The 21,634-nt window shown below is 47.5% G+C and carries 16 protein-coding genes and 3 pseudogenes; all 19 read right to left on the minus strand.

The window, feature by feature from the left end; genetic code table 11:
- Window positions 1–38 precede the first annotated feature (38 nt).
- The 19 genes and pseudogenes from EE896_RS11255 to EE896_RS11345 all read right to left on the minus strand — a co-directional run bounded on the left by EE896_RS11255 (window position 39) and on the right by EE896_RS11345 (window position 21,295).
- A complete protein-coding gene (locus EE896_RS11255) occupies window positions 39–836 on the minus strand; it encodes a hypothetical protein (RefSeq protein WP_238343222.1) in 798 nt (265 codons plus the stop codon).
- Window positions 837–1,121: 285 nt separating this feature from the next.
- Window positions 1,122–1,559, minus strand: a complete 438-nt coding sequence (locus EE896_RS11260; RefSeq protein WP_223296470.1) for a hypothetical protein — start codon at window positions 1,557–1,559, stop codon at window positions 1,122–1,124.
- A gap of 23 nt (window positions 1,560–1,582) precedes the next feature.
- Window positions 1,583–1,747 (minus strand): hypothetical protein, encoded by a 165-nt coding sequence (locus tag EE896_RS11265; RefSeq protein WP_153574566.1) that lies wholly within the window; start codon window positions 1,745–1,747, stop codon window positions 1,583–1,585.
- Window positions 1,748–1,757: 10 nt separating this feature from the next.
- Window positions 1,758–2,351, minus strand: coding sequence for a hypothetical protein (locus EE896_RS11270; RefSeq protein ID WP_140916594.1), 594 nt, complete (start codon window positions 2,349–2,351; stop codon window positions 1,758–1,760).
- Between the two features lie 278 nt (window positions 2,352–2,629).
- Window positions 2,630–3,336 (minus strand): annotated as a pseudogene (locus EE896_RS11275) (RHS repeat-associated core domain-containing protein); the annotation flags it as partial.
- 236 nt (window positions 3,337–3,572) lie between these two features.
- Complete coding sequence (locus EE896_RS11280) at window positions 3,573–3,929, minus strand: hypothetical protein (RefSeq protein WP_008927156.1); 357 nt, start codon at window positions 3,927–3,929, stop codon at window positions 3,573–3,575.
- Window position 3,930: 1 nt separating this feature from the next.
- On the minus strand, window positions 3,931–7,968 hold the full coding sequence (locus tag EE896_RS11285; protein WP_140916593.1) for an RHS repeat-associated core domain-containing protein: 4,038 nt from the start codon (window positions 7,966–7,968) through the stop codon (window positions 3,931–3,933).
- A 541-nt stretch (window positions 7,969–8,509) separates the two neighbouring features.
- Window positions 8,510–9,163 (minus strand): ankyrin repeat domain-containing protein, encoded by a 654-nt coding sequence (locus EE896_RS11290; protein WP_008927154.1) that lies wholly within the window; start codon window positions 9,161–9,163, stop codon window positions 8,510–8,512.
- A gap of 786 nt (window positions 9,164–9,949) precedes the next feature.
- The gene (locus EE896_RS11295) at window positions 9,950–10,696 is read right to left on the minus strand and encodes an ankyrin repeat domain-containing protein (protein WP_003852272.1); all 747 of its coding nucleotides are present in this window, start codon (window positions 10,694–10,696) and stop codon (window positions 9,950–9,952) included.
- Between the two features lie 9 nt (window positions 10,697–10,705).
- Window positions 10,706–12,004: a DUF4150 domain-containing protein gene (locus EE896_RS11300; RefSeq protein ID WP_003852271.1), complete on the minus strand. Its 1,299-nt coding sequence runs from the start codon at window positions 12,002–12,004 to the stop codon at window positions 10,706–10,708.
- Entirely contained in the window at window positions 11,997–13,151 is a 1,155-nt protein-coding gene (locus EE896_RS11305) for a DUF2169 family type VI secretion system accessory protein (RefSeq protein WP_140916592.1), read from the minus strand. Before EE896_RS11305 ends, EE896_RS11300 begins: the two co-directional genes overlap by 8 nt.
- Before the next feature lie 2 nt (window positions 13,152–13,153).
- Window positions 13,154–15,170: pseudogene (locus EE896_RS11310) on the minus strand (type VI secretion system Vgr family protein).
- 381 nt (window positions 15,171–15,551) lie between these two features.
- A pseudogene (locus tag EE896_RS11315) lies at window positions 15,552–15,931 on the minus strand (IS1-like element transposase); the annotation flags it as partial.
- A 184-nt stretch (window positions 15,932–16,115) separates the two neighbouring features.
- Window positions 16,116–16,436, minus strand: coding sequence for a hypothetical protein (locus EE896_RS11320; protein ID WP_008927178.1), 321 nt, complete (start codon window positions 16,434–16,436; stop codon window positions 16,116–16,118).
- Window positions 16,437–16,531: 95 nt separating this feature from the next.
- Entirely contained in the window at window positions 16,532–16,888 is a 357-nt protein-coding gene (locus tag EE896_RS11325) for an immunity protein Tsi6 family protein (protein ID WP_008927177.1), read from the minus strand.
- 140 nt (window positions 16,889–17,028) lie between these two features.
- Window positions 17,029–17,286 carry a hypothetical protein gene (locus EE896_RS11330; RefSeq protein ID WP_008927176.1) on the minus strand — a complete coding sequence of 86 codons (258 nt, stop codon included), beginning with the start codon at window positions 17,284–17,286 and terminating at the stop codon, window positions 17,029–17,031.
- Entirely contained in the window at window positions 17,286–18,545 is a 1,260-nt protein-coding gene (locus EE896_RS22640; RefSeq protein WP_008927175.1) for a PAAR domain-containing protein, read from the minus strand. Before EE896_RS22640 ends, EE896_RS11330 begins: the two co-directional genes overlap by 1 nt.
- 3 nt (window positions 18,546–18,548) lie before the next feature.
- On the minus strand, window positions 18,549–19,343 hold the full coding sequence (locus tag EE896_RS11340; RefSeq protein WP_153574567.1) for a DcrB-related protein: 795 nt from the start codon (window positions 19,341–19,343) through the stop codon (window positions 18,549–18,551).
- A 2-nt stretch (window positions 19,344–19,345) separates the two neighbouring features.
- A complete protein-coding gene (locus EE896_RS11345) occupies window positions 19,346–21,295 on the minus strand; it encodes a type VI secretion system Vgr family protein (protein WP_153574568.1) in 1,950 nt (649 codons plus the stop codon).
- Window positions 21,296–21,634: the final 339 nt, after the last annotated feature.

The raw sequence follows: 21,634 nt of genomic DNA on the forward strand, positions 1-21,634 counted from the left end.
GAATGCCAGCTAAAGATGTGTAACTGGCAAGATTACTATTATTTCACGTTGATATTCAGGGTCGCCAGAATAATTTCTACGCAGCGTTTGTTCGCTTCGAAGTGATAACTTTTATCATTTCTGTGCTGCCCTACCAATTCAACGTAGCACCACAAGCCTGAACAATTGAATATATAACTCTGATAAAAGGCGCGCATTTTCTCTTCGTCGCTGTAGAGTTCACCTGTACAGGTCGATAATGATCCCAGCGCAGCATTGATATCATTAGGAATGGGTTCCAGCTCGTTTGCCACCAGCGTGACCGAATGCTCATGGTCCCGGAAACGTTGCGTCGACTTTTCAAAAGCATCCTCTGCGGAATGGCATACGGTACCGGAATAAAAGCAAAAATTAATGACCCCGTAATTCACACCATCTATAGTGTGATCGACGATAAGCCTGTTCTCAGCAATAACGCTGGCATGCCAGGAAGCAGGTATTTTAAAAGCGTTTTCCCCATCCAGGTTAACCGAGGTCAGCAACTCCGCCATGGCCAAGTTACTGCGATGCAGCTGATTCCAGTTAACCACTGTAAAATAGATTTCATTGGCAAGCGAAGGATAGTCGCGTGCTGCACAGGACGCTTTTAATAAGAGGTAGTTCCCACCGCCGATCTCCCGATTGTAATCTTTTTGAACAGTGTATCGTGAGATCACTTCGTCACCGGAAGCGTGCGTTTTTAGGGTCAATACATCTGCAAAAATACCGTTTTCTGAGGCCTTACCGACAAGACGGCGGTGCAGAATTTTTTCGCCCATCATGGCGAGTTTTTTAAACAGCCAGTCAGACGCATTCATCTCCCACTGGCAGCGTTCATACGCGGCCCAAACTTCCAGATAAGGTGAGTCATCCGTGGTTAAGTAGCGACCGATATTGGTTAAACCGACACCAGGGAACGCAACCGGCTCCAGTTCCGCAGGTTTGAGGCTTTAAGGAAGCACAACCCAGTAATGAGCATTTCTTCTCTGGCCGATGTATAAAGGCATTTCCAGAAGCGTTGTTCGATTTCTTCTTTAGAGAAACCCGGCGTAAGGGGAAAGTATAGTCCGTTTCAAAATTCATAGCCTGTTTCCCTTCTTAATTTAATTCGCTAGCCAGATGCCGTAATAAATCACTATAGAGCCAAGAGAAACCACGCATTTTGCAAAGATGAGCATGCCAGGCACTAACTTACTGGCAGTAGGTGAAATTCGGGCATAATTATCAGCATTATATTTTTTTTGAAAACCCACAACCCCAATAAATAAAGTGCAAATCATGATAATCATAAACTTTATGCCAAGAATAAATATAAAAGAAATGCCTATTTCTTCCATTAAATCTCCAGCAAAATCATTACTAAACCCGGGAATAGCTAACACTAATCCTTTGAGCGCAAAGGCAAGTACTACAATACCAACCAGCACACCTACAAACTTCTTACCAAATCCTGCCCATTCTTTTTTATTATAAAAATCCTTTCCGTTCCAGACATAATAAACCGTTACAATCCAGAAAAATAAAAATGCTATAAATTTCATGTTAGAATCAACCATATCTTTATTTAACCGCCAACTAAAACCGTTGCGCAACCGTTGATGATAGCACCATCTGCACCACCATTGCTTCCAGATTTTTCTGTACTATCCCTTTCACCAAAAAACAGGTTGTGGAGGGGTTTTAATGCAATTTTTACATTAATATCGCCTGTCAACATTGCAATCATCATTCATAATAAATTACCATGCTTTCAACGAATCTATAGAAGGAAATGAGTCGAATTTTATTTCAAGATCTTTAGCGAGTGACTTAACCTTATTCAAGCATGATGAATCTGTGAAGATAAGGCATTTACCGCCTTGTGGCATGTAGTTATTGACAATGAAAAATTCGCACCCCAGGCGGCTTAAATCATTTAGCACCCGGGATGATAACTTACCATTCTCATAAACGTCATACAACTCAGGCTTTTCATTCAAGACCTCTACAGCAACACCTTTCCTAGCTAAAATTTCATTTTTCTTAATCGCCAACTTATAACTATCCAAGTCAGACTTTAACTTCTCCCAACGTTTAAAAAAGTACAGACCTTCAGAGTCGAGTACCGTTTTTTTTACCAACCCTCTAACCTGATTGTCATAGTAATATATTTCAGAAAATAGAACCTTGAGTAAATCTTTAGCTTTATCCGTATCAAAACCATATGGACCATACCCGTAGTCATCAACATTAAATTGGTAGCATAAACAAAAAGCTTCTGAGTCTTTTTTGATTTCAATAATTTCGTTAAAATTAGGAACGGGAATTTTGATTAATCTTTCGTTAGCTACCATGTAAATATTACCTCTTCACACTTAGGATTTACTGAATGTATATGACCTGACTCATGATGTTTGGGCACACCAGACTGCCCAGCATCAGGATGTCCGTCTGGATGCTCAAACCATTTATTTTTGCCATACCGATTTTCTCTTCCCAGTGATTTTTCTCCGTCAGATTTCATTTTCGCCCAAGTTCTACCCCGGCTCGTAGGGTTAAGTTCATCAATACTAATATTGCGTCTCCCCCTAGGCACCTGAGCGTGTTCCTTAGCCCGTTTCAAAGCATCACTTCTGCTTTTAGCTTTAACTAAAGAACATTTACTCAGCCCCAGCGGATCCACCCAACTCAAAGGTTAACCCCACCGGCAAGACCTATTGGATCCTGGCTCACAAACCTGCCCGCATCCGGATCATAATCGCGAAAGCGGTTATAGAGTAAACCCGTTTCCGCACCGAAATACTGACCCTGATAGCGCAGCGGCTGATAAACCGGCTCTGCATTCTCTCCGGCTGCCTGCTCTGTGCGCAGCGTATTGCCCCTGGCACGATAGACGGCACACCAGACCACACTGCCATCAGCACCAGTCAGCTCGCATAGCAGACCAGACACATCATTGTGATACCAGTTAACCTGCGCTTCATGCTCCGTCCCGCCCTGCTGCAGACTGATCTGCGCCAGCGGCGCAAAGCTGTCATCCTCGTACATCCAGAGGTGCTGGCGCGAGCCTCTCACCTCACTCAGCAGGCGATTGCCTTCCCAGATAAAGCGCGTGATGCCAAACGCATCGCGTTTCCAGCTTCGACGTCCAAACGCATCATAGCCGTAGGTGGTTCGCTGCTCAGTCCCGTTGCGGGTGCTCACTGATTCGGTCAGATGATGTTCAGCGTTCCAGATAAAGAGCTGATCTGTGTGGAGGCCACTCTGTTTGCGCGTCACATTACCGAAGCCGTCATAGGTCCAGCGTTTATCTTCATAAACCCTGAGCCGGTTATTCTGGTGTCGTGATGCTGCTGATCCTCAAAGCTCGCTGCGTGGCCTTATCGCATGAGGAAATGGTCTGCTATGTTCAGAAGAGACGCGATATATTACCGGGAAGTAGCTGGCTGAGTTGAGATTTGAGGTCGATCAAAAGTAAACGGTAAAGGTTGTACAGGACTGACTGATTCTGACAGCGGACAGCTAAACAGAACAAGCCGGAAGGATCGTTAAGATCGCTTCCGGCTTTTTAAACTTTACTCTCCATCGTATTCAATCGTAGCTTCAAGAGCGCTTCTTAACCAGTCCCAGAAGCTGTCAATTTCCTGGACATTTTCGTAACCTTCGCTGGCGAAGTCATGAATAATTATAACCTTACCTGGCTTATTAACTTCCCAACAAGCAACATCATCGTTATCCTCTCTTCTTGCAAAAGGTATTAATTCACGTGATGGATAACGGCTTTTTATTCCATTAAAGCGAATTCTCAGTCTCTCGCCCTGAAGAATGAGCCACGGATCAAAATCCAGTAAGCCTTGTAATACTATTCTTTTAAACTCATCAGGATAAGAAAACCCTACTGGTAGTTCTTTTTCAAGTAGAAGCTGTTCCATATTAGTCCAATGACCCTATTATATTTGACCCGTTAGGATAACCATTTTTGTATTTAGAAGCTTGTTTACCAATTCGTAATTGTATTGCATCTTCCCAGGAAGAAGGCGTTCCTTTTTTAGTAGTAAAGCGTTCAATAAATTCATTTGGCAAAGATGATGAACCATCATGAATTCTTGCTTTGACATTTATCCCTGCTCTGGATGCTGCAAGTACTCTGGTATTATCAATAGTTGTTAATTTTCCATCGCTCATTCTAACAACATCAATGGGGTCTCCAGTCCACCCATTCTTTCTCATACTATGAGTTAAATCAGCAGCACCATTTACAGAACTTTGGCTAAAACGAATCGTTTTGGGATCTAACTCAACAGCTTCGGGTTTACATTTCGCCCGATTCAACCCCAGCGGATCCACCCAACTCAGCGGATTCGGCGCATACTGATAAAGGTTAACCCCACCAGCAAGCCCTATCGGATCCTGGCTCACAAACCTGCCCGCATCCGGATCATAATAGCGAAAGCGGTTATAGTGCAAACCTGTTTCTGCATCGAAATACTGACCCTGATAGCGCAGCGGCTGATAAACCGGCTCTGCATTCTCTCCGGCTGCCTGCTCTATACGCAGCGTATTGCCCCAGGCACGATAGACGGCACGCCAGACCACACTGCCATCAGCACCAGTCAGCTCTCGTGGCAGACCTGACACGTCGTTATGATACCAGTTAACCTGCGCTTCATGCTCCGTCTCGCCCTGCTGCAGACTGATCTGCGCCAGCGGAGCAAAGCTGTCATCCTCGTAAATCCAGAGGTGCTGGCGCGAGCCTCTCACCTCACTCAGCAGGCGATTGCCTTCCCAGATAAAGCGCGTGATACCAAAAGCATCGCGTTTCCAGCTTCGACGTCCAAACGCATCATAGCCGTAGGTGGTTCGCTGCTCGGTCCCGTTGCGGATGCTCACCGATTCGGTCAGCTGATGTTCAGCGTTCCAGATAAACTGCTGGTCTGTGTGGCGGCCGCTCTGTTTGCGCGTCACATTACCGAAGCCGTCATAGGTCCAGCGTTTATCTTCATAAACCCTGAGCCAGTTATCCTGTAATGGCTGCGTCTGAGTTTCACTCAGCAGATTGTGCGCCGGATCAAAGGCGAAATGCTCATCACGCGCCCGCGTCATCCGTCCCAGCGCGTCATATTCGTAACGATAATCACCCGTGTATTTATCCGTAATCTGCGTCAGCTGGCCATCGCGACGCCAGACATACTCGCGTGCCACCGCTGACTGCGCGCCACGGCCCGCACGCTGGCTTATCAGCCGTCCCATTTCGTCGTGAAGATATTCACTTGTGATTGCACCCTGGGTACGGCGCACTTCACGGTGCATAACGTCACGTTCGCTTTCACTGATAATACGGTTACCCAAGTTGACCTGCACCCGATGCCCGCTGCCGTAGTAGAGCTGCTTCAGTTCCCGCCCATCCGGTAAGATAGTGTGCGTCCGGTTACCCAGCTCGTCATAGCTGTGGCGCAGTTCATAACGGTGACCCCGAACCAGCGTCCGCTCTGCGAGCAGTTGTCCGGCATCATCCCATTCGAGTTCAGAGCGTCCGCCGTGATTGACACCGGCTGTGAGGCGTCCCAGCGCATCGTAACGATAGCGGGTACGTTGCCATGTGGCATCTCCACCGCGCGACACCAGCTTTTCCAGCAATCGTCCGGCGGGATCCCGTTGATAGTGCGAGTGGATTACCTGACCGCTGCCATCGCCTTCTTCAATACGAACCAGCAGCCAGCCACTGTCATCATATTCATAACGCGTTTTGCAACCATCAAACCCGCGCTCCTCGACCTGGTTATCCCGGGCGTCGTAGCGGAATGTATATCGCGCACCGTTCTCATTAATCAGTGCGGTCAGGCGACGGGCCAGATCGTATTCGTAGCCAATACTGTGGCCGAGTGCATCAGTGCGTGATAGCGGCAAGCCATCAGCAGCCAGCGTCCAGCGCGTAACCTGCCCCAGAGGATCCTGCCGGGCAATCAGACGTCTCCAGCGGTCAAACTCAAAGCTTTCCGTTCCACCATCGGCATGCACAATACGCTGGGGCAGGCCATTCCATCGGTTATAAAACAGCGTCTGGTTGCCTGCGGCATCCGTCTGCTGCTTCATCCAGCCATATTTGTCATAGTCAAAGGTCGATGTGCGTCCGGAACAGTCGGTATGACTAATCAGAAAGTTGGCCTGGTTCCAGCATAACGTTTGTACGCCCGCCGCAGCATCACGCACCCTGACCAGATTGCCACGGTCATCATGGTTGTATTCTGTAATGCGTCCTATCTCATCCGAAAAACGGATTAAGTTTCCTGCTGTGTCGTAGATAAATTCACGCGAGCCGCCCAGCATGTTGGTCACACGAACCGGCGTGTTCCAGCGTTCGTGATAATCAAAACGTGTAGTCTGACCATCTGGCTCAATGATGGCCGTACAGTTGCCGCGTTCATCATAGCGGTAGCGTGTAAATCGGCCACACTGATCAGTAAGTTGTGTCATCTGACCGCGGACATTACGTTTGATACGAATGGTTCCTTCCATCGCATCCCGATAGCCGATAAGTTCCTGATTATCGTCAAAGTCGTAACGTGTCACGCGCCCCAGAGCGTCAACAACCGTTGTGGTCTGACCGCCATACTCAAAACGCCATTCCCCGCCGAGGCTGTCACGATGTGCCAGAACTTTTCCTTCAGGGGAATATTTATCGTAATGATAAAAACACTCCATTTCGCCCGCACGACGATGCGCCACCATAATATGGTTACGGTAACGGAATTCACGCAGCACCTCGTTGAGCTCATTACGCACGGCAATCAGGTCACCCTGAGGTGAATAATCGTAGCGGCACAGAATTTCGGCATTCAGAGGATCAGACGGATAACAGACGCTGACGCTGGTGATACGGAAAAAAGCACTCCCCGTGTCCGATTCAAACTGAGAGAAGTTGATATTAAATCGACGACCAGCGCTATCTTCAATCTGCACCGGCAGATGCCGGATATCATAACGGAGCGTCAGCCGGTTGCCATGACGATCGCTGATGGCAGACAACAGCCAGCGGTCAGATTCAACTTTATGACTGAAGTGCCAGTGCTGGCTTTCATCCCCGGCCGAAATACAAAATTCCTCAGGCTGCGGCTGCGAGAGGTAGAGTTGCTCATAGCGATGAAGCTGAGGCTGGCGGCCCGCTTCCGGATAGGGGAACTCAATTTCGCGACCCTGTTCATCCATTAAGACCAGCAGACCCGCTTTCTTACGTACTTCCTGTGAAATGGGCAGTGACCAGCCCTGTCCCAGCCAGCCATTGCCGATTTCATCAGAAAAATAGTAGCGCTGCCAGTTAAGGGGAACTGATGCCGGGAAAGAGAAATCATTATCTTCAGGGCCGAACAGCAGTTTGATACCCAGTACAGGGTTAACCGGACTACCAATCGCCATATCCACCTGCGGCAGAGGCCTTGCCGGAATTTTGCACGGCTCAGTCTTTTTCTGCGCATGCCCTTTGTCACTGCCTCCCTTTTCGCTGCCCGCTTTTTTAGCGCTGATAACTTCATCAGCTTCTTTTTTAGCGGCTTTAGCTTCGACTTTAGCAGCGGTCGTTTCAGCTTTGACGGCTGCTTTTTCAGCCAGTTCAGCCCCTTCTTTTGCAATGCCTTTGCCCACTTTCGCGGCTTCTACCGCTTTACCCGCTTTTGCTGCCAGCTTACCGGCTTTAAACGCCGCCCCGCCACCGGGTACAAAGTTAGCTGCCGCCGAAGCGGCTGAAAGTGCAGCGTTACCATAATCCCCTTCTGCGGTGTAAATCGCGGCGTTCGCGCCGTCAGCTACCGCGCCGACAACAGGAACTGCGCCTAACACGTCCAGACCGGTATGCACCCAGTCGCCATAACTGCTCCACCAGCTTTTCTTTTTCGGCGGGTTGGCACTGCCCGCCGCCACATGGCCTTGTGGCGCAGGCGCATATTGTAATTTACCAATCGTATTTCCGGTTGCCATTGGAGCTCCGTGCGAAACTGTACAGGTTAAAGAAGGAATTATTTATTAAACTTGTTTACTCAGGAATAAGATCTGAGGCATGCCATGCAGTTCAGGTGAATAGTTTCACCTGATACCGTTTAATCATTTATGAATTGAGGTGAAAAAAGATGAAGCAGTCAAATCTTGTCAAAAAGGGTTTAGATGCAGAATAAATTAGTGAGGCCAGAACATATACTTAAAATCAGGCATATAATAATTGCAATGTCAGAGTAGTAATCATCATGCCCCATCATTTAGGTACGAGGAATCATACCAGTACTGGACCGTCTCGCTATCACGCCAGAAAGTGATGCAGTTAAGGTTTATTATCACTATGTTTCTGACACCCCAGCCAGCACTTCTGAACATCTGTTAAATCACGAGAAAACCTGCATAAGCAGGCCTTTATGCAATCTGAACCTGTCACTGAGTATAACTATGACAGGTTCATCTCAGTCTACATTAATCGAAAATTCAAGCATTCATAAGATGCTGATTTTCAATTTAGCCCAAACATCTATTAATTTTTTTGCGTTAATTTTCTTATATCTTCTAGCTTATTAAGGGCCTTTGTATTATCTTTATTTGTATTACTAATAATTTTATCCAACAGTTGATTAAAAGTTACATTATTCACATCAGTAACATTTGCATGCGCACCATGATGAAGAAGGTATTCAACCTGATCATATTGTCGACCATACATCCCCTCAAAAATTGCTGTTTGTCCTAAGCTATCTTTCGCATTGACATCAGCACCTATTTCAACAAAATACTTTAGAGTAGGGAAGGCTTTTTCATTAGTTGCATAAAATATTATCGGCGTGCTGTCAAATTTCGCGTTTTTATCCATCCCTCCTTTGATTAATGCTTTGACAAAAGCAGGATCTGAATATCCCGCTGTGTTACTTGCCACAGAACCCATATCGGCAACGTATTGAACAGGATCGGCGCCATGCTTTACCAGAACACTCATTACATTGAGTCTGTTAACGTCCTTATTTGAAGCTTCACTGAGGGCATAATACAAAAGGGTCAAATCCTTCTCGCCAGGTTTATTAAGATCAGTTTGAGTTGATAATTTTTCCACCTCATCAACATTGCCATCTTCAATTGCCTGTGCCAGTTGTAACTGGCTTCCTGAAAAGTAATCCTCCGGATGGATTTTCTTCATATCATCACAAGCCTGTAAAGTTAACAAAGAAAATATTAACGGCAATAAGATTACTTTCCTTATAAAACCCAAAATTCACCTCCGGCGAGTTGCTTTTATATCAATGTTATTTTCTAACTCCTGAAAATAAATCATCTGACCCATACTTTAAAAAAACCTCATACCCTGGCGCTTAATAATTTTATTCAGAATAATATTAAACCCCTCAGCATTTTCATTTTTAATACGTGGAGCGGCATCATGCCTTATCAACCATATACAACTATCCCACTACATTTCTGGCAAGACCCTGATAAGCAGACCCTTACATACTGGGGAGCGATTATTTATTTCATCACGTTACCAAAAATATTGCATAACCTTTCAATTGCGATCAGAACCCGCACTAAAGATAAAAACCACTCCTTAGCTTTTGTATCTGCCTTCACAATCTACATTCAATAAAATAGAAAAGTATTTCTATACGCTGCTTTTAAGCCAATCTAATTTGTTATCTAACAGAACTAAACAAGATTCTCTTATGTTGGCTTTAGCATCGCTTATGCCAGCTCAACCTTCTGGCCCATGGAATAATCTTATAACTTTCTTTTCCAATCAAGAAAATAAACCAATCACAGTTAAAACAAATGGCATCATCCTCAGTGGCAACTGATTTATTATATTTAAGTAATCTGGCATACTGATATTGAATAATAATAAATCTATTGATTTTTCCTTAAAGCCATTATGACATCCTTGTCTTTTCACTGACGAAAGCAGCCATAACTTCATCAGCAGGAATCAAAATTAAGCACGTCCACCTTTTTGTTTAGCAAGCTTATGAATTTCCATTAACTTGTCCTGTGTAGAACCTTTCTCACCATTATTGCGTTTGATCACATCGTCAAGTTGACGCATAAATGACCATCCGGTGTTTTTTTCAACCGCATTAGGATTGGCTCCGTGATTCAGTAACCACTCGACGGTATCTAACTGCATTCCATCCAACGCAGCCATAACTGTTGATTTTCCCAGCGAGTCTGTCGCATTAACATTTGCGCCGCGATTTACCATCAGCGCCAGAGTTTTTAAGGTACCATCTGAAGCGGCATCATGCAGCAAGGGTTGCCCCTGGACTTTAACATTCACGTCCATGCCACCATCAATTAACGCAGCCATAAACTCCGGGTGCGGCGATGTGGCGACTAATTCAGCGACACTGCCCATATCAGGCACATCCTGAAGAGGGTCGGCACCGGCTTTGACAAGCTGACTGATGATTTCTAATTGCTGGCTTTTTCTATTTTTTGCTTGCTGTAAAGCAAAATAGAGCAATGTCATGTCCTGCTTACCTGGCTTATTAAGAGAGGTGTCAGGGGTTAGCTTCCTGACATCAGCGATATTCTCACTGGCGATAGCCTGGGCAAGGCTCAATTGTGTACCATGGAAAAATTGTTCTGGAGGATATTTACTCATTGCATTACATCCTGAAATCGAAATTAAAAATATCAGACCACCATAGCGGGCTACTTTTTTTATAAGAGACTTAACCATTTTTTCTCCTTAAATTGAAGATAACAACTTCTCGTCATTATCTTTCTCCAGTTCAATACAGTGTTTTACCTGGTCCATCCCATGCATATCAATTGCACTTCCCTCTCCGCCATCCATAGGATGCTTGTTGCCAACTGCAGAAGGAGACGCTACCAACGCCACTCCTAACGCACTAAATGCAACTGCACCCCATGGCCCCAGAGTTTTCAGTCCAGTAAGTCCTAGTCCACCAATCACTGCAGCCCCTGCCCAGAATCCAGGCTCCTGTATCATAGTAAGAATTTCACCTTTGACACGATAAGCAGAGATATTTTCTGCCGTTTCAGTGACAGGTACTTCGCCGCTGTACTTTTTAACGGTTGATGATTTCAATCCAGCAGAGTTGAATGTCCAGCCCGTTTTTCCGCTTGCCCGTGAAGCTGATGAAGCCATTCCGCCTCCCAGAGAATGTCCTGTCATATCAATTGGCGCTGTGGAGCGTCGAACCGATGTGCCTATTGAAACAGCCTGCTTGTAATAATTTGAGTCTACACCCATGCCCTGCTGAACATTGTTTTTCCAGTCAGCGGTTTCCCTCATTCGCGTACCTCTAAATACGACGGATGCAGACATATCTTTTCCAAAAACAGCTTCGTCGGGCTCATATACCCTTGCACGGAAACCCGGGTCTTTAGCGATTCTTAGTGATTTTGGCGTAAGGTTATATTTTGCCAGCGCCTCAGGGTCGTCACTGATATCTTTCCAGCCTTCAGGTATTTCAGGCATAGGTCTGGTGGGATCGCGGGGCTCATAAACATAGTCCGCTAACCTCGCCTTTTCCATGCCAGTATTATTCTGCTCAAGCCGCAAAGCCGCCTGCACCACTTTAGGGTCCTTACTTTTCTTCCCTTTTTCTATCAGAGCCTTACGCCTTTCCCACGTCTCTTTTTTTGTCAGGTTTCCACCACGTCCGCCAAGCGCTTTGCCATTCATGGCAAAAAGATCCTGCACACGGTTTAAGGGATAACCACCAATATAGGTGTCCGGGCTGTGCTCTATTGACCAGCAGTCACCCTCAACCGTTCCACTCACCACACCTTTATTGCGCCCTGCTGCATCACCAATAGTGGTAGGGACGTAGCTTGATTTATAAACAAACGCCGGATGACCATTAAATTTCACGCTATCGACAGTGCTTTTTGAAGGCGCCAGCGTAGCCGTTACCGGATAAGGAACCGGTGGCTGAATACCGGGGGTAAAACAGAGATCCGGTGCTAAACCGACAACTTTATATACGCCGTCTTTACGTGCGGCATAGTTATCAGCCATGGCGTTGCTCCTTGTTGATAAGAGCCAAGAGCGAAGGTGGTAGGGGGATAAAACTGTCAGCCTGACTGTCGGTAAGCTGTTGCTGCGCACGTTGTACCATCACTTTCCGCTCATCCATAGCGATAAAGCGTAACTCGGTCATTGCGGGTTCCAGTTGTTCAGAAAATACCACGCGATAGCTGCAATGCACTTTGCGCGTGGGTAGATCGATAACCAGCGTGTCGAGTTGCAAATCATACGTCAACCCGGCGCCCTGCTGCGTGGTAACAAAAGCAAAAAGTGTTTCAACCGGTACAGAAAAATCGAGCTGCTGCCCACTCTTTTCCTGATGCGATATCAGATTTTTGAGTGTGACGGGAATGCTTGTCATAGGTTTCGGCAAGGGGAATTGCATCCAGGGATGCGCGCCACACCAGTAGTCAAACTTAAAATCAGCGGGCAGAAACGGATGCCGATGCTGTTTCCATGCTTCATCATAGGTACCGGCAAACGTAATACGAGGATGCCAGCCTCTACCATAGAAACCAAAACCGGCAGGCAGATTTTCATCTTCAATATTCTTAACAGGGTTGGGCAGTAGTTCAAACTGGGGTGCCGGAAGATGCTGAAATTTTAGCTCTTTCTGAGCCTTAGCCGGTAACCAACCTATGCCAACACTATTAAAAGATGATGCCAGTTCCTCACCTTTTTCCAGTCGGTAAAAGCCTCCCTGAGCAAATTCATAGCGTAAATCAACATGCGTAACAGGCTTCCCGTTAGTGAGCTGCCAGGTGGCAACCATTTTTCGCCACTCGCGCGGGCCATAAACATTTAGCAGACGGGTGAAATCACCGATTCGAGCGCCTACAGTGAAATGCCGCACGGGCTTATCTTCGGGTGCCCACGCAGTGCCATTGATCACCACATCCAGTCTGGGTTTATAAGGCGCAAGGTCGCTTTCAAAACGCACACTGCTGGTACCCGGTTCATCGTAATAGTAATCCTGCTCGAAGAGTTCGCCCTGATCTTCACACAAGTTCAGCTTACCGGTGATGATATCAAGATCGTAACTGACGCGAGCCACCAGGACGTTAAAGCCATGATCATGTTGGTCAAGCGACTCAAACAGCAGCGCTGGAAAAGCGCTATAGTTAGCAAAATTTTCCATAATCAGTTGATGTCTATCTGTGTTCCGTCGATATCAATCACCTTCTCACCGACCAGCTTGATCTTGTTCGCGCTGATGGTGATGGTGCCATTATGCTCAAGCACAATCATCGATTCGCCACATACCAGGGTGATTTTGTCTTCAGCACTGAACTCCGCAGTAGTCCCGGCAGTCAATGCCATATCCCGTCCGGTATTGAGCGAATATTTCATGCCGACATGGTGTGCCTGCATTCCGCCGACATTGGTCATCCAGCCGCCACCAACGTTTAGTATGTATGCCGCGCCAATATTGGTGTTCTGAGCCAGACCGACATTGAGCATTGAAGCCAGTGCAATGGTTTCAGCTTTCGCCCTATCCACTTTCAGTGTCTGGTTGCCATTAATCGTTACCGACTGATTCTGACCAATACGCACTTTCTCATTCTGATCGACTGTTTCAGTGCGATTACTGTGTACAGTGATGGTTTCATTACCATCCACCGTTTCAGTACGATTCTGATGAACGGTAATGGTTTCATTTTGATCAACCGTTTCTGTACGATTTTTCTTCACCTCGGTTGTTTCATTGCCGCCGATGGTTTTAGTCCGGTTGCTGCCGACGCTGTGGGTTTCATTGTTCTCAACCTCAGTGTCCATGTTCTTCTCGGCATGCAGCCAGACCTGTTCCTCACCCGCCTTATCCTCAAACCTCAGCGCGTTCGCCGTATCCGCCGTGCCATCCTTCGACCGGCTTAAAAAGCCCATCTGCGTCGCCGCCGCCGGCAGCGCCCACGGCGGCATGCTCGCCTCGTTATACACCCGGCCGATGATCAGCGGACGGTCCGGATCGCCGTTGATGAAGTCCACCACCACCTCGTCGTTGACCCGCGGGATCTGCACCCCGCCGAACCCCTGACCCGCCCAGGCGCTGGAGACGCGCACCCAGCAGGAACTGGTGTCGTCGCCCTTCGCCAGCCGGTCCCAGTGAAACTTCACCTTCACCCGGCCGTAGCGGTCGGTCCAGATCGACTCGCCTTTCGGCCCCACCACCTTCGCCGTCTGCGGACCGTGCGTTTTCGGCCACGGCGTCTCCGGCGGGGTGCGGTACGTCACCGACGACGGCAGCACCGTGAAGCTGATGTTGTGACGGCTCTCGCCGGTGTCGCCGCTGGCGTAGGAATTTTCAGCGAAGTCATAGGTCGCTGAAGTGACCAGGTACTCGCCGTTGTCGCTGAAGTGCGGCGCGTTGATGATGGCGAAGGTGAAGCCAGGCGCGATGCCGGTGGCGGTGCCCGACCCGCTGACGCTGTGGTGCTCGGCCTGCCACACCTCCTGACGGATGCGCGCGTAGGACTCGCCGTGGCTGTGGTCGACAAAGTGACCTGGCCAGTCGTAGACGTCCACCGAGCCCGGCACCGGCGACGCCCGACGGGGTAACGTGATAGGCGATGGTCTCATAGCCCGGAAACGCCTGATGCTGGTCCGGCGCGTCGCACAGCACCAGCGTGTGCCTGTCCGCCTCGTGGCGGAAGAAGTAGTAAATCCCCTCCAGCTCCATCAGGCGGCTGATGAAGTCCAGGCTGCTCTCCTGATACTGCACGCAGTACTCCCACACCCGGTAGCTGCCCGCCAGGCGCGTCTCCACGCTGACCGCGTACTCCTTCAGCAGCGTCTGCACAATCTGCGGCACCGTCTGGCTCTGGAAGATGCGCAGGTTGCGGTCGCGCCGCATCGGCCACAGGTCCGGCTCCACCGTCAGCTGATAGACCGCGTAGCGGGTGCCGCTCAGCTCCTGGCTGCGCACCGCCACCCGGGTGATTTTGCCGTTGAGGTAGCGCGGGCTCAGCGCGTTCATCAGGCCGTCGGTCGGCAGCGTAAAAGTGACCGGCTTGCCCAGCAGGGCGTGACGGTCGATGCGCGCGTCGGTGGCCAGCAGTTCGGCGGTGAGCACAAACGGACGGGACAGCGTCTCGGTGCCCGTGAGCGTGTGGAACAGCAGGCCGTCCGCCGGCAGCTGAGCAGTAATGCGTGAGAACATGGTTTTTTCCGTACAGACAGAACTGACGATGACGCGGGTCAGTAAAAGTGGAAGGGAAATGATTTTTTTATTTAAAGCATCTTCTGATTAGAAGTAATGGATATCAGGGCGAAATTATTTTTTAAAACAAAACCCCGATTAAAAAATAAACATTTATGAAAATGATCAATATAATATTTTTTTCAGTCAATATGTATTTTGGATATCAACCAGGAAACACAAAGAGGAAATTATTTTTTAAATAATTTTAAATTAAAATAAGGAAATATAATATACATTACAAACCATCGTGATGCATGCACATTTAACATCCCCATTTATTTCACTGACTAACTACTTCTTGATTATTTCATTATGCATGTTAGCGAAAATCAAAACACACGAAAAAAAGGAACAATGCTGCCGGGCTTTACTGCCAACAAAGCTACACTGCTCATAAAGTTCGCAGATAAGCGCCACATCAGCATGGGCGACGGGTGAAGAGGTTAACCGCTTTGGCCTAATTTTTTTAAACTCCGGATGACGGTGTTAATGCCAATGTTCAGTTTTCTGGCGGTATCACGAACCCAGGCACCATTGATGAAGGCCATTTCAGTGATCTGTTCTTTAATGCACGGCTTACGGGCTTCATAAGCGTAAGTGAGTTGAAACACGCGGTGGCAGTGACGGCTGCGAAATCTGTCATAGCCTTTAGGGTTCTGACCATGGCGGTAAACGTGAGCAGACTGACAATGGAGGCAATGAACGTTAACGCTGGCCATGAGAATCTTAAAAGCGTGCATTATACATCAGATTAAACCAATTAGAGGCATCACCCTATATTTAAATACAGTGTCTACCCAAAACCCTACACTATAGTAACTTAATATAAAAAGTGATAGGATTAACTCTCTAAAAAAACCTTTTTCTAGTGAGAGGGAATTATTTTTATTCACTTATAATAAATCACTTCACAACCTTAATATCTTTAACCTCTCTATCACAAAAGTTGGTCCAATCCTTACGAATAGTCCCGGCCAAACTGATTAGATAGTCAAAGTCATCTCTATGAAGAAGATCATTTTCATCTAATACAAACACCTTACTAATGTCAAAATGCGAGTTTGGATAGAAATTTGGAATAAGAACACCTATAAACCATTTACTATCCGAACGCAGTAAATTAAAGTCACCTTGACGTGACTTAACAATCTTAGCTTCAATAATAAATCGCCCCTTCTTTAAATCATAAACTTGATAGTCTATCTCTTTATCTAAATTTTTCATGGAAATAACAGTTTCATAATCACCAGTTGGTGATTTACCACCAGGGAATTTTATTTGCGTTATCCTTTATACATTAAAGCCTCAATATTTATCTACTACTGTACTTTTAAATATCTTTTTTTCCGTTTTTCATATTCAGGATCGATTTGATGAGGAAGAATGACTTTGAGTCCCGCGCCTATTTGAGATGCAATATAATTTGCGTTTGAAAGATGTTTGGCAAGCTCTGGGTCAGTTGTATCAAACTCTTTGGAAGCCAAACTCCCCAGATTCATGCTATGCAGGACACTTTTATCTTTTTCTTCACCAGTTAATATTTTTTTTACGTACATAAGCTGTTTCAGAGCAACCTGAAAAACTCTAAAATCCGGTTTTTCCATCGCTCTTTGATTAGTGATATCAATAGCATCATTGATGTAGTCTAAAGCAGTATATTTTTCTTTCTTCATCATAAACCCAATATGCACTCTTCTTGTTTGAGAGCAAAGGCAGATCTTGAATTAAAAATCACCAGGCCAACCTTATTACAAACGGAATGTATAAAGTAAGCTAAAGACAAACCTTTTTATTCACCAAATAGAAAAAACTAAAACTATATTAATTCAAAATTCTCCTTGCTAATTTCATTTATTACGTACTGCTCTGGGGCTTCTCTTATTTTTTTTGATAGATCTTTTAACATTTCACTATCGATAGAACGGATATCAATATATGGAGTTACAATGAAGAACCTTTCGACATCAACTTTGTAATCACCTTCACTAAACATAACCTTCATTACATATGAGCTATCGTCACACTCATACAGAGTAAAATCCCAAGGATTCATTGCTATTTTATTTTTACTCATTATAATTTCTCTCCTGTTAATAAATCGGTCACGGTATAATCTCTGCCTTTAACCATTCCTTCGGTTTTTACTACAGCCTCAAGATCACCTTGTGGTAGTTTGCCACCCGGAATCCATTGCTTATTAGCTCCCCATTCATTACCAGTAGGCATTTTTGGAGAGTACAACTCTGTAGGTTCAAATTCAATCAAAACAAGACTATCGTTTTTCAATTGTTCCTGTGGGATGCCTAATTTATCTGCAATCACTCCTACATCTCCTTTTGATTCAGAAATCATTTGTCCAGCGCGCTCCTTGGTTAGAACAAATTCCGTCCTCCCTGGATCAGGTTTACCAATACCATAATCTTCAAAACTTTTTCTAGTGACTATTCTAGATGCGCCATTTTCAAAGGATTTTGCATGAGAATCAATATAATCCTTAGGTAAATATGTTTCGGGGTCTGGCCTAAATGTTTTTTCGATACTTTGTATTTCGGCGATTTTTTCATCATTTAACGGAAGTTTGTTAGCATTAATATTATTACGACCACGCCAACCGTCAAACTTCATACCCCCTTTACCACCCAATGCCCCACCGGCAAAACTGCCTGCCAGCATAGACCATTTTTGACCGTCAGAGCCTTCACCGAAAAGTCTGCCACCGACCCAGCTGCCAGCGTAACCACCACCCATTGCGCCTGCTAATCCTAGCAGGGCTATAGCAGGTGAAGCCAGGACCGCAACGGCAGCAGTGCCTACTCCCATCATCACCCAGTTTACCCAGCCGGGGACTTCGGGGTTGATGTCGTCAGTCTGAAGTTTGCCTCCGCCAATAAAGACATTGGTTGAACCGCCAGATATCTCAGCGCTGCAGGTCAAACGGTCTCCGATACGGGCGGCAGGAAAGTTGTTAATAAAAACTTTGTCCGAACCTTCAGCAACCCGTTGCGATGAGCCGCTGTGCTCATCGCAGTCGCCTTTGGACAAATGTGCACGTATCGCTGCTCTGCTGTTAGTGAAAACATTCGGCGATCCGGATAACAGTTTGCCTGTGTTATGTCGCGGAGCCCATGACATGCTGCCAAGCACTTCACCCACACCTCCGGCAGCACAGGCACCGGCTGCTGCTGCGGATACAACAACCAGTGCTGCTCCACCGGTAACAACAACGGCTGCTGCACCTAATATCGCGCCGCCAATTAACCCGGCGATCATCCAGCCTTTAGAGGCTGTGTGGGCTATCTCGTCCTGCTCTCTGGCAGCATTGAAGTCAGCCATGATTTATACATCCTCATGTCTCTGAAGAAACGCAAGGATTTGTGATTCGCTGGCGAGATCTGCTGGTCCTTTAAATGCTTTTGCCATGCCAAGAATATCTCTTACAGATGAGTTTTTTCTGTGTGGTGATGTCCATAGTGCATAGCGCAACGGCTCTTCATTATTTAAGGCGGCGATATGTAATGGGCTTCCCGCTGAGTCAAAGAACAAATAACTGCCATTCAGAGCTCTTTTCAAATCAACATTCTGATAAAGTAATGTCACCGTTTCATGTGCGGTAAGCACTTTAGTATCGTTATCAAAAGAAAAGAAAATCCCCGACGCATCAGTTGCCACGGGTACCGGCTCATCATCAGAATCACGAGAATTAAATTTTATACTGTTAATAATCTCATGATATTGCTTAGTATAATAATCATTAAAACGTCCTGGGCATGTTCCAATATAACAAACAATCTTTTTACCCCCGGCGTCATCATCAAATAAAACAATCGATTGTTTTTGCCAGATCTCAGCGCCATCATTTTCAAAATGATAAAAAATCTCAACTGCAGGCAGATTATCTATCTCGATCAGTTGTGATGTTACGTTTACAAAAGCGGGAACAGTGACACTCATCTCATTGATAATTCTAGCGGCCACTTTTTGCACTGTATCGTCATGAAAAGCAGATGCACGAGACACTACGAACGTAAACTCACTCGCATTATTTTCGCTGAGCGTAAAAAGATTCATTGTCCTGTCTTTAAATATGTCGGGCAGTTCAATTGAAGCTTCCTGAAGAGTATAGGTGGCCATTTTTATCCTTTGGTATTTTTTGCTGATGAAGAAAAGTAGTTTTCAATTTCACTTTTTATTTTATTTTTATGTCCACTACCCGGTGCAATTATTGCAGCGCTTCCTCCTTCCGGATTTAAATGTAACTCACCACCTTTGGTATTAATCTCTCCATTACCATCGACGGTAATGTTAAAATTTTTACCAATAAAATTAATCGCACCTTCTTTAGTTAACTCAATCGCGCTGAGACCACACTCGATTCTTACGGTATCTCCGGCTGCAATGGTGTAAGAAGCAAAGGCCTGTTCAGTACGATTGCCCGTTGTCAGCGTTTTACTATTTCCCTGAGTGCCGAGAGCATGGTCACCATCCACTCGCGTCTCATTATTAGCGCCCACCGAAACTGTCCTATTGTTCAGAACACTGTGTGATTCATCATTTTTAACATGCGTATCCATGTTCTTCTGCGCCTGGATCCACAGGTGTTCCTCACCCGCCTTATCCTCAAACCTCAGCGCGTTCGCCGTGTCCGCCGTGCCATCCTTCGACCGGCTCAGAAAACCCATCTGCGTCGCCGCCGCCGGCAGCGCCCACGGCGGCATGCTCGCCTCGTTGTACACCCGGCCGATGATCAGCGGACGGTCCGGATCGCCATTGATAAAGTCCACCACCACTTCGTCGTTGACCCGCGGGATCTGCACCCCGCCGAATCCCTGGCCCGCCCAGGCGCTGGAGACGCGCACCCAGCAGGAGCTGGTGTCGTCGCCCTTCGCCAGACGGTCCCAGTGAAACTTCACCTTCACCCGGCCGTAGCGGTCGGTCCAGATGGACTCGCCTTTCGGTCCGACCACCTTCGCGGTCTGCGGACCGTGCGTTTTCGGCCACGGCGTCTCCGGCGGCGTGCGGTACGTCACCGACGACGGCAGCACCGTGAAGCTGATGTTGTGCCGGCTCTCGCCGGTGTCGCCGCTGGCGTAACTGTTCTCGGCGAAGTCATAGGTCGCCGAGGTCACCAGATATTCGCCGTTGTCGCTGAAGTGCGGCGCGTTGATGATGGCGAAGGTGAAGCCCGGCGCGATGCCGGTGGCGGTGCCCGACCCGCTGACGCTGTGGTGCTCGGCCTGCCACACCTCCTGACGGATGCGCGCGTAGGACTCGCCGTGGCTGTGGTCGACAAAGTGGCCCGGCCAGTCGTAGACGTCCACCGAGCCCGGCACCGGCGACGCCGGGTTCTGCCGCGCCTGCAGCATCCACGCGTTCGGCTTGCGGAAGTCGTAGTCGTCGGTGCTGTAGATGCCCGGCGTCACGCTCTCCGCCAGCGACCACTGGCTGATGCCCTCTTCCGTCACCACGCCGCCCGACGGGGTGACGTGATAGGCGATGGTCTCATAGCCCGGAAACGCCTGATGCTGGTCCGGCGCGTCGCACAGCACCAGCGTATGCCTGTCCGCCTCGTGGCGGAAGAAGTAGTAAATCCCCTCCAGCTCCATCAGGCGGCTGATGAAGTCCAGGCTGCTCTCCTGATACTGCACGCAGTACTCCCACACCCGGTAGCTGCCCGCCAGGCGCGTCTCCACGCTGACCGCGTACTCCTTCAGCAGCGTCTGCACAATCTGCGGCACCGTCTGGCTCTGGAAGATGCGCAGGTTGCGGTCGCGCCGCATCGGCCACAGGTCCGGCTCCACCGTCAGCTGGTAGACCGCGTAGCGGGTGCCGCTCAGCTCCTGGCTGCGCACCGCCACCCGGGTGATTTTGCCGTTGAGGTAGCGCGGGCTCAGCGCGTTCATCAGGCCGTCGGTCGGCAGCGTAAAGGTCACCGGCTTGCCCAGCAGGGCGTGACGGTCGATACGCGCGTCGGTGGCCAGCAGTTCGGCGGTGAGCACAAAGGGACGGGACAGCGTCTCGGTGCCGGTGAGCGTATGGAACAGCAGGCCGTCCGCCGGCAGCTGAGCAGTAATGCGTGAGAACATGGTTTTCATCCCTGTAAGATGATAATTCGGCAAAAGGCACTAGCTTTGGGTACCAGCATCAGTACGTTGAGCTGATCAGGCACGGTATGTATGGCACTCGCATTGGTAGAGTTTTGAAGGCTCCTGCCAGGCAAAAGGATTGCGGGCATGCCTTTCAGAAATAGGGAAAATGAAGCGATAGGCTTACCATAGTGTTCGACATTATTACTTGTATAAATATCCTTACTTGTATAAATATCCTTACTTGTATAAATATCCTTAATGCAACCTGAGCAAGGTTTTCTATGAAAAATAGTTAACATATCTTCAAGCAAGAAAAATTTTCCGCAGGATGAATTA

Source organism: Pantoea eucalypti (assembly GCF_009646115.1).
Lineage (GTDB): Bacteria > Pseudomonadota > Gammaproteobacteria > Enterobacterales > Enterobacteriaceae > Pantoea > Pantoea eucalypti.

Bases quoted from the DNA above. Each gene is read 5' to 3' on its own strand.
- EE896_RS22640 (WP_008927175.1), bottom strand. From the start codon at position 18,545: ATGGCTGACTTCAATGCTGCCAGAGAGCAGGACGAGATAGCCCACACA.
- EE896_RS11345 (WP_153574568.1), bottom strand. From the start codon at position 21,295: ATGTTCTCACGCATTACTGCTCAGCTGCCGGCGGACGGCCTGCTGTTC.
- EE896_RS11280 (WP_008927156.1), bottom strand. From the start codon at position 3,929: ATGGAACAGCTTCTACTTGAAAAAGAACTACCAGTAGGGTTTTCTTAT.
- EE896_RS11330 (WP_008927176.1), bottom strand. From the start codon at position 17,286: ATGAGTAAAAATAAAATAGCAATGAATCCTTGGGATTTTACTCTGTAT.
- EE896_RS11340 (WP_153574567.1), bottom strand. From the start codon at position 19,343: ATGGCCACCTATACTCTTCAGGAAGCTTCAATTGAACTGCCCGACATA.
- EE896_RS11260 (WP_223296470.1), bottom strand. From the start codon at position 1,559: ATGAAATTTATAGCATTTTTATTTTTCTGGATTGTAACGGTTTATTAT.
- EE896_RS11270 (WP_140916594.1), bottom strand. From the start codon at position 2,351: ATGGTAGCTAACGAAAGATTAATCAAAATTCCCGTTCCTAATTTTAAC.
- EE896_RS11290 (WP_008927154.1), bottom strand. From the start codon at position 9,163: ATGAAGAAAATCCATCCGGAGGATTACTTTTCAGGAAGCCAGTTACAA.
- EE896_RS11255 (WP_238343222.1), bottom strand. From the start codon at position 836: ATGAATGCGTCTGACTGGCTGTTTAAAAAACTCGCCATGATGGGCGAA.
- EE896_RS11300 (WP_003852271.1), bottom strand. From the start codon at position 12,004: ATGGCTGATAACTATGCCGCACGTAAAGACGGCGTATATAAAGTTGTC.
- EE896_RS11305 (WP_140916592.1), bottom strand. From the start codon at position 13,151: ATGGAAAATTTTGCTAACTATAGCGCTTTTCCAGCGCTGCTGTTTGAG.
- EE896_RS11265 (WP_153574566.1), bottom strand. From the start codon at position 1,747: ATGATGATTGCAATGTTGACAGGCGATATTAATGTAAAAATTGCATTA.
- EE896_RS11320 (WP_008927178.1), bottom strand. From the start codon at position 16,436: ATGAAAAATTTAGATAAAGAGATAGACTATCAAGTTTATGATTTAAAG.
- EE896_RS11325 (WP_008927177.1), bottom strand. From the start codon at position 16,888: ATGATGAAGAAAGAAAAATATACTGCTTTAGACTACATCAATGATGCT.
- EE896_RS11285 (WP_140916593.1), bottom strand. From the start codon at position 7,968: ATGGCAACCGGAAATACGATTGGTAAATTACAATATGCGCCTGCGCCA.
- EE896_RS11295 (WP_003852272.1), bottom strand. From the start codon at position 10,696: ATGGTTAAGTCTCTTATAAAAAAAGTAGCCCGCTATGGTGGTCTGATA.